We start from the raw sequence: 6,682 nt of genomic DNA, 5'->3' as shown, positions 1-6,682 counted from the left end.
GAGCGTCAGACCGACAAGGAGCTGGAGCTTGCGGAAGCTCTGGCGAAGAAGCTCGGCACGACGCTGATCTACTTCGTGCCGCGCGACAATATCGTGCAGCACGCGGAGCTGCGCCGCATGACGGTGCTGGAATATGCGCCGGAGTCGCAGCAGGCCACGCACTATCGCAACCTTGCGGTGAAGATCCACGCCAACCAGGGCAATGGCATCATTCCGACGCCGATCACGATGGACGAGCTCGAAGACATGTTGATGGAGCACGGCATCATGAAGGCGGTGGATGAGAGCCAGATCGGCAAGACCGCGGCCGAACTCCAGGCGATCGCCTAACCCGTCAACGCATGAGCGTCGACCTCCCGCATGCGGGAGGTCGAGCTGAAATCCAGAAAGTATTAAAGGAGACATCAAATGAGTGTTTCGCCCACATTGAGCGTCGCGGAGATCAAGGACCGCAACAAAGCGCTCATCGAAGAAGTCCTGAAGGTTTACCCCGAGAAGACCGCCAAGCGCCGCGCCAAGCACCTCAACGTGCATCAGGAAGGCAAGCCGGATTGCGGCGTGAAGTCGAACATCAAGTCGATCCCTGGCGTGATGACCATTCGCGGCTGCGCTTACGCCGGCTCGAAGGGCGTCGTCTGGGGTCCGATCAAGGACATGATCCACATCAGCCACGGCCCGGTCGGCTGTGGCCAATATTCCTGGGCGGCGCGCCGCAACTATTACATCGGCACGACCGGCATCGACACTTTCGTCACGATGCAGTTCACCTCCGACTTCCAAGAAAAGGATATCGTCTTCGGCGGCGACAAGAAGCTCGCAAAGATCATGGACGAGATCCAGGAGCTGTTCCCGCTGAACAACGGCATCACCGTTCAGTCGGAATGCCCGATCGGCCTCATTGGCGACGATATCGAGGCTGTGTCGAAGGCCAAGTCGAAGGAATACGACGGCAAGACCATCGTCCCGGTGCGTTGCGAGGGCTTCCGCGGCGTTTCTCAATCGCTCGGCCATCACATCGCCAACGACGCGATCCGCGATTGGGTGTTCGACAAGATCGCTCCCGACGCCGCTCCGCGTTTCGAGCCGACGCCTTATGACGTCGCCATCATCGGCGACTACAACATTGGCGGCGACGCCTGGTCGTCGCGCATCCTGCTCGAAGAGATGGGCCTGCGCGTGATCGCGCAGTGGTCGGGCGACGGCAGCCTCGCGGAACTGGAAGCGACGCCGAAGGCGAAGCTCAACGTTCTGCACTGCTACCGTTCGATGAACTACATTTCGCGCCACATGGAAGAAAAATACGGCATTCCGTGGTGCGAATATAACTTCTTCGGCCCCAGCAAGATCGCCGAGTCGCTGCGCAAGATCGCCAGCTATTTCGACGACAAGATCAAGGAAGGCGCCGAGCAGGTCATCGCCAAATATCAGCCCTTGATGGACGCGGTGATCGCCAAATACCGTCCGCGTCTGGAAGGCAAGACGGTCATGCTGTTCGTCGGCGGCCTCCGTCCGCGTCACGTGATCGGCGCTTACGAAGACCTCGGCATGGAAGTCGTCGGCACGGGCTATGAATTCGGCCACAACGACGACTATCAGCGCACCGCCCAGCATTACGTTAAGGACGGAACGCTGATCTACGACGACGTGACCGGCTACGAATTCGAAAAATTCGTCGAGAAGATCCAGCCCGATCTCGTCGGCTCCGGCATCAAGGAAAAATACGTCTTCCAAAAGATGGGCGTGCCCTTCCGTCAGATGCACAGCTGGGACTACTCCGGCCCCTACCATGGCTATGACGGTTTCGCGATCTTCGCGCGAGACATGGATATGGCGATCAACTCGCCGGTCTGGAAAATGACCAAGGCGCCTTGGAAGACCGAGGAACTGCCGCTGCTCCAGGCCGCGGAATAAATCAGCGCCGGCGCGTTGCGAAGGCGCGCGCCGGCTCCCCGAAATGCATGACGCGAGGGTTCGACCATGCCGCAGAGCGCAGAACACGTCCTAGACCATTTCGACCTCTTCAGAGGTCCCGAGTACCAGCAGATGCTGGCGAACAAGAAGAAGATGTTCGAAAACCCGCGCGATCCGGCCGAAGTGGAACGCGTTCGGGAATGGGCCAAGACCCCCGAATATCGCGAGAAGAACTTCGCGCGCGAGGCGTTGACGGTCAATCCGGCCAAAGCCTGCCAGCCGCTCGGCGCGGTCTTCGCCGCCGTCGGTTTCGAGCAAACGATTCCCTTCGTTCATGGGTCGCAGGGCTGCGTCGCCTATTACCGCAGCCATCTGTCGAGACACTTCAAGGAGCCGAGCTCCTGCGTATCCTCGTCGATGACCGAGGACGCGGCGGTGTTCGGCGGTCTCAACAACATGATCGACGGCCTGGCCAACACCTACAATATGTACAAGCCGAAGATGATCGCCGTCTCGACCACCTGCATGGCGGAAGTCATCGGCGACGATCTGAACGCCTTCATCAAGACCTCGAAGGAAAAGGGTTCGGTTCCGGCGGAATACGACGTTCCCTTCGCCCACACTCCCGCCTTTGTCGGCAGCCACGTCACCGGCTACGACAATGCGTTGAAAGGCATCATCGAGCACTTCTGGGACGGCAAGGCCGGCACGGCGCCCAAGCTCGAACGCACGGCCAATGACAAGATTAACTTCATCGGCGGCTTCGACGGCTACACGGTCGGCAACATGCGCGAAGTCAAGCGCATCTTCGGCTTGATGGGCATCGACTACACAATCCTCGCCGACAACAGCGAAGTCTTCGACACGCCGACCGACGGCGAGTTCCGCATGTATGACGGCGGCACGACGCTGGAAGAGGCTGCGAGCGCGATCAACGCCAAGGCGACGATCTCGATGCAGGAATATTGCACCGAGAAGACGCTGCCGCTGATCGCCGCGCATGGGCAGGAAGTCGCCGCCTTCAATCACCCGATTGGCGTCTCGGCGACCGACAAGTTCCTCATGACGCTGTCGCGCATCACCGGCAAGCCGATCCCCGAAGAGCTGGCGCGCGAGCGTGGTCGTCTCGTTGACGCGGTGGCCGATTCGAGCGCGCATATTCATGGCAAGAAATTCGCGATCTACGGCGATCCGGATCTGTGCCTCGGCCTCGCCGGCTTCCTGCTGGAGCTTGGCGCCGAACCGACCCATGTGCTTGCCACGAATGGCAGTAAGGCTTGGGCGGCAAAAGTTCAGGCGCTGTTCGACTCCTCGCCGTTCGGGCAGAATTGTCACGTCTATCCGGGCAAGGATCTGTGGCACATGCGCTCGCTGCTGTTCACCGAGCCGGTGGATTTCCTGATCGGCAACACCTACGGGAAATATCTCGAGCGCGACACAGGCACGCCGCTGATCCGCATCGGCTTCCCGATCTTCGATCGCCATCATCACCACCGCTATCCGGTGTGGGGCTATCAGGGCGGCTTGAACGTTCTGGTGTGGATCCTCGATCGTATTTTCGAATCGATCGACGCCACCACCAACGTGCCTGCGAAGAGCGACTATAGCTTCGACATCATCCGCTAAGACGATTTGGCTCCCGCCCTTGCGGCGGGAGCCACAACTTGCTTGCAGTGACGCTGTCGCAACGTGAAGGAGAAGAGGCATGAGTTCGCTTTCGGCCACGATCCAGGACGTTTTCAACGAGCCGGGCTGCGGCAAGAACGCGAACAAGTCAGAAGCCGAACGCAAGAAAGGGTGCACCAAGCAATTGCAGCCCGGCGGCGCGGCTGGCGGTTGCGCCTTCGACGGCGCCAAGATCGCCCTTCAACCACTCACGGACGTCGCCCACCTCGTGCACGGCCCCATCGCCTGCGAGGGCAATAGCTGGGACAATCGCGGCGCGAAGTCCTCCGGCTCCAATCTGTGGCGCACCGGCTTCACCACCGACATCAATGAGACCGATGTGGTCTTCGGCGGCGAGAAGCGGCTGTACAAATCCATCCGCGAGATCATCGAGAAATACGATCCGCCGGCCATCTTCGTCTATCAGACCTGCGTTCCCGCGATGATCGGCGACGATATCGACGCCGTGTGCAAAGCGGCGCGCGAGAAATTCAACAAGCCGGTCATCCCGATCAACTCCCCCGGCTTCGTCGGGCCGAAAAATCTCGGCAACAAGCTTGCGGGCGAGGCGCTGCTGCAACATGTGATCGGCACGGAAGAGCCGGAATATACGACGCCCTACGACCTCAATATCATCGGCGAATATAATCTGTCCGGAGAACTGTGGCAGGTGAAGCCGCTGCTCGACGAGCTCGGCATTCGCATCATGGCCTGCATTTCCGGCGACGGAAAATATAAGGAGGTCGCCTCCTCGCATCGCGCCAAGGCCGCGATGATGGTTTGCTCCAAGGCGATGATCAATGTGGCGCGCAAGATGGAGGAGCGCTACGGCATCCCCTTCTTCGAAGGCTCCTTTTACGGCATCGAGGATAGCAGCGACTCGCTGCGCGAAATCGCGCGCATGCTGATCGAACGCGGCGCGCCCGCTGAATTGATGGATCGAACCGAGGCCCTGATTGGGCGGGAAGAGGCCAAGGCATGGGCGGCGATCGCCAAATACAAGCCGCGCTTCGAAGGCAAAAAAGTGCTGCTGATCACCGGCGGCGTCAAATCCTGGTCTGTCGTCGCCGCGCTGCAAGAGGCGGGTCTCGAACTTGTTGGCACGTCGGTCAAGAAGTCGACCAAGGAAGACAAGGAGCGCATCAAGGAGCTGATGGGTCAGGACGCCCATATGATCGAGGATATGACGCCGCGCGAAATGTACAAGATGCTCAAGGATGCGCGCGCGGACATCATGCTCTCGGGCGGCCGCTCGCAGTTCATCGCGCTGAAGGCCTCGATGCCCTGGCTCGACATCAACCAGGAGCGGCATCACGCCTATATGGGCTATGTCGGCATGGTGAAGCTCGTCGAGGAGATCGACAAGGCGCTTTACAATCCAGTTTGGGCGCAGGTGCGCAAACCGGCGCCTTGGGAGAAATCCGGCGACAATTGGCAGAGCCGCGCGATGGCGCAGGCGGAAGCCGAGGCGGCGGCGCTCGCCGCCGACCCCGTGAAGGCGGAAGAGGTTCGCCGCGCGAAAAAAATCTGCAACTGCAAGAGCGTCGAGCTCGGCGTGATCGAGGATGCGATCCTCGCGAAAAATCTCTCGACAGTCGAGGGCGTGCGCGACGCGACGAACGCCTCGGGCGGCTGCGGCGCCTGCGCCGTGCGTATTGAGGAAATTCTTGAGCAGATGGTCTCGGCCTCTCACGCGATCGCGGCGGAGTAACGCGATGGCGACCGTCATCCTCAGCAAAAAAGCCTGCTCGGTCAATCCGCTCAAGATGAGCCAGCCGATCGGCGGCGCCCTCGCGTTCATGGGCCTGCGGGGCGCGATGCCGCTCCTGCACGGCTCGCAGGGCTGCACGTCGTTTGGTCTGGTGCTGTTCACGCGGCACTTCAAAGAAGCCATCCCGATGCAGACGACCGCGATGAGCGAAGTCGCGACGGTCCTCGGCGGCTACGAGAACGTCGAGCAGGCGGTGCTCAACATCTACAACCGCACGAAGCCGGAGATCATCGGCATTTGCTCGACCGGCGTCACCGAGACGAAGGGCGACGACGTCGACGGCTACATCAAGACTATTCGCGAGAAGAATGCGGCGGTCGCGCATTTGCCGATCGTCTATGTCTCGACGCCCGACTTTAAGGACGCCTTCCAGGACGGCTGGGAAAAGACGGTGACGCGCATCGTCGAGACGATGGTCGAGGCGCCAAAGAGCGCCGCGCGCCGCGATCCAACAAAAATCAACGTGCTGCCAGGCTGCCATCTGACGCCCGGCGACCTCGATGAATTGCGCACGATCATCGAGGATTTCGGCTTGGAGCCGACGTTTCTGCCAGATCTCGCCGGTTCGCTTGACGGCCACATACCGGATGATTTCACCCCGACGACGATCGGCGGCGTCGGCGTCGAAGAAATTTCGATGATGGGTCAAGCCGGCTGGACGATCGCGATCGGCGCGCAAATGCGGCGCGCCGCCGAAGCCATGCAAAAGAAGACCGGCGTTCCGTTTCGCATGTTTGAACGGCTGTGCGGGCTTGAGGCCAATGATGCGCTGATGGCGTTCCTGACGGACATCAGCGGCCGACCGGCGCCGATGAAATATCGCCGCCAGCGCGGCCAGCTCGTCGACGCGATGCTGGACGGTCATTTCCACATCGGCGGGCGCAAACTCGCGGTCGGCGCCGAGCCGGACCTGCTCAACGAGATCGGCGGGCTGCTGACCGAAATGGGCGCGCAACTTCTTGTCGCGGTGACGACCACGCAATCGCCGGTGCTCGAACGGCTGCCGACCGAAGAGGTGCTGATCGGCGATCTCGAAGACCTCGAGAATTTGGCGAAGGCCAAGGACTGCGATCTGATGGTCACCCACTCTCACGGTAGGCAAGCGGCCTCTCGCTTGAAGATACCCTTCTTTCGCATGGGCATTCCGATGTTCGACCGCCTCGGCGGCGGCCATCAATTGATGGTCGGCTATCGCGGCGGGCGCGATCTGATCTTTGACATCAGCAATCTGTTGATGGCCGATCACGACGAAAACCACGAACCGACGCCCGACAGCTGGCGCGATGGCGTCGGCTCGTCGCACGCCGCAACCTCGCACTAGGGGCGAAAACGGAG

General features: G+C 60.8%; 4 protein-coding genes and 1 pseudogene. All 5 read left to right on the top strand.

What is annotated here, in order from left to right:
• A pseudogene (gene nifH / locus ACR65W_RS10625) lies at positions 1-330 on the top strand (nitrogenase reductase); the annotation flags it as partial.
• A 78-nt stretch (positions 331-408) separates the two neighbouring features.
• Positions 409-1,911: a nitrogenase molybdenum-iron protein alpha chain gene (gene nifD, locus ACR65W_RS10620; protein ID WP_018406757.1), complete on the top strand. Its 1,503-nt coding sequence runs from the start codon at positions 409-411 to the stop codon at positions 1,909-1,911.
• A 66-nt stretch (positions 1,912-1,977) separates the two neighbouring features.
• Positions 1,978-3,537, top strand: coding sequence for a nitrogenase molybdenum-iron protein subunit beta (gene nifK / locus ACR65W_RS10615; protein WP_434501295.1), 1,560 nt, complete (start codon positions 1,978-1,980; stop codon positions 3,535-3,537).
• A 79-nt stretch (positions 3,538-3,616) separates the two neighbouring features.
• On the top strand, positions 3,617-5,287 hold the full coding sequence (gene nifE, locus ACR65W_RS10610; protein ID WP_434501296.1) for a nitrogenase iron-molybdenum cofactor biosynthesis protein NifE: 1,671 nt from the start codon (positions 3,617-3,619) through the stop codon (positions 5,285-5,287).
• Positions 5,288-5,291: 4 nt separating this feature from the next.
• Positions 5,292-6,668 (top strand): nitrogenase iron-molybdenum cofactor biosynthesis protein NifN, encoded by a 1,377-nt coding sequence (gene nifN, locus ACR65W_RS10605; protein WP_434501297.1) that lies wholly within the window; start codon positions 5,292-5,294, stop codon positions 6,666-6,668.
• The last annotated feature ends 14 nt before the right edge of the window (positions 6,669-6,682 follow it).

Origin of the sequence: Methylocystis sp. (assembly GCF_051062815.1) — a bacterium.
GTDB lineage: Bacteria > Pseudomonadota > Alphaproteobacteria > Rhizobiales > Beijerinckiaceae > Methylocystis.
The sequence above is the reverse complement of the archived record's forward strand: the minus strand, read 5'-3'. Positions and strand labels throughout refer to the sequence as shown.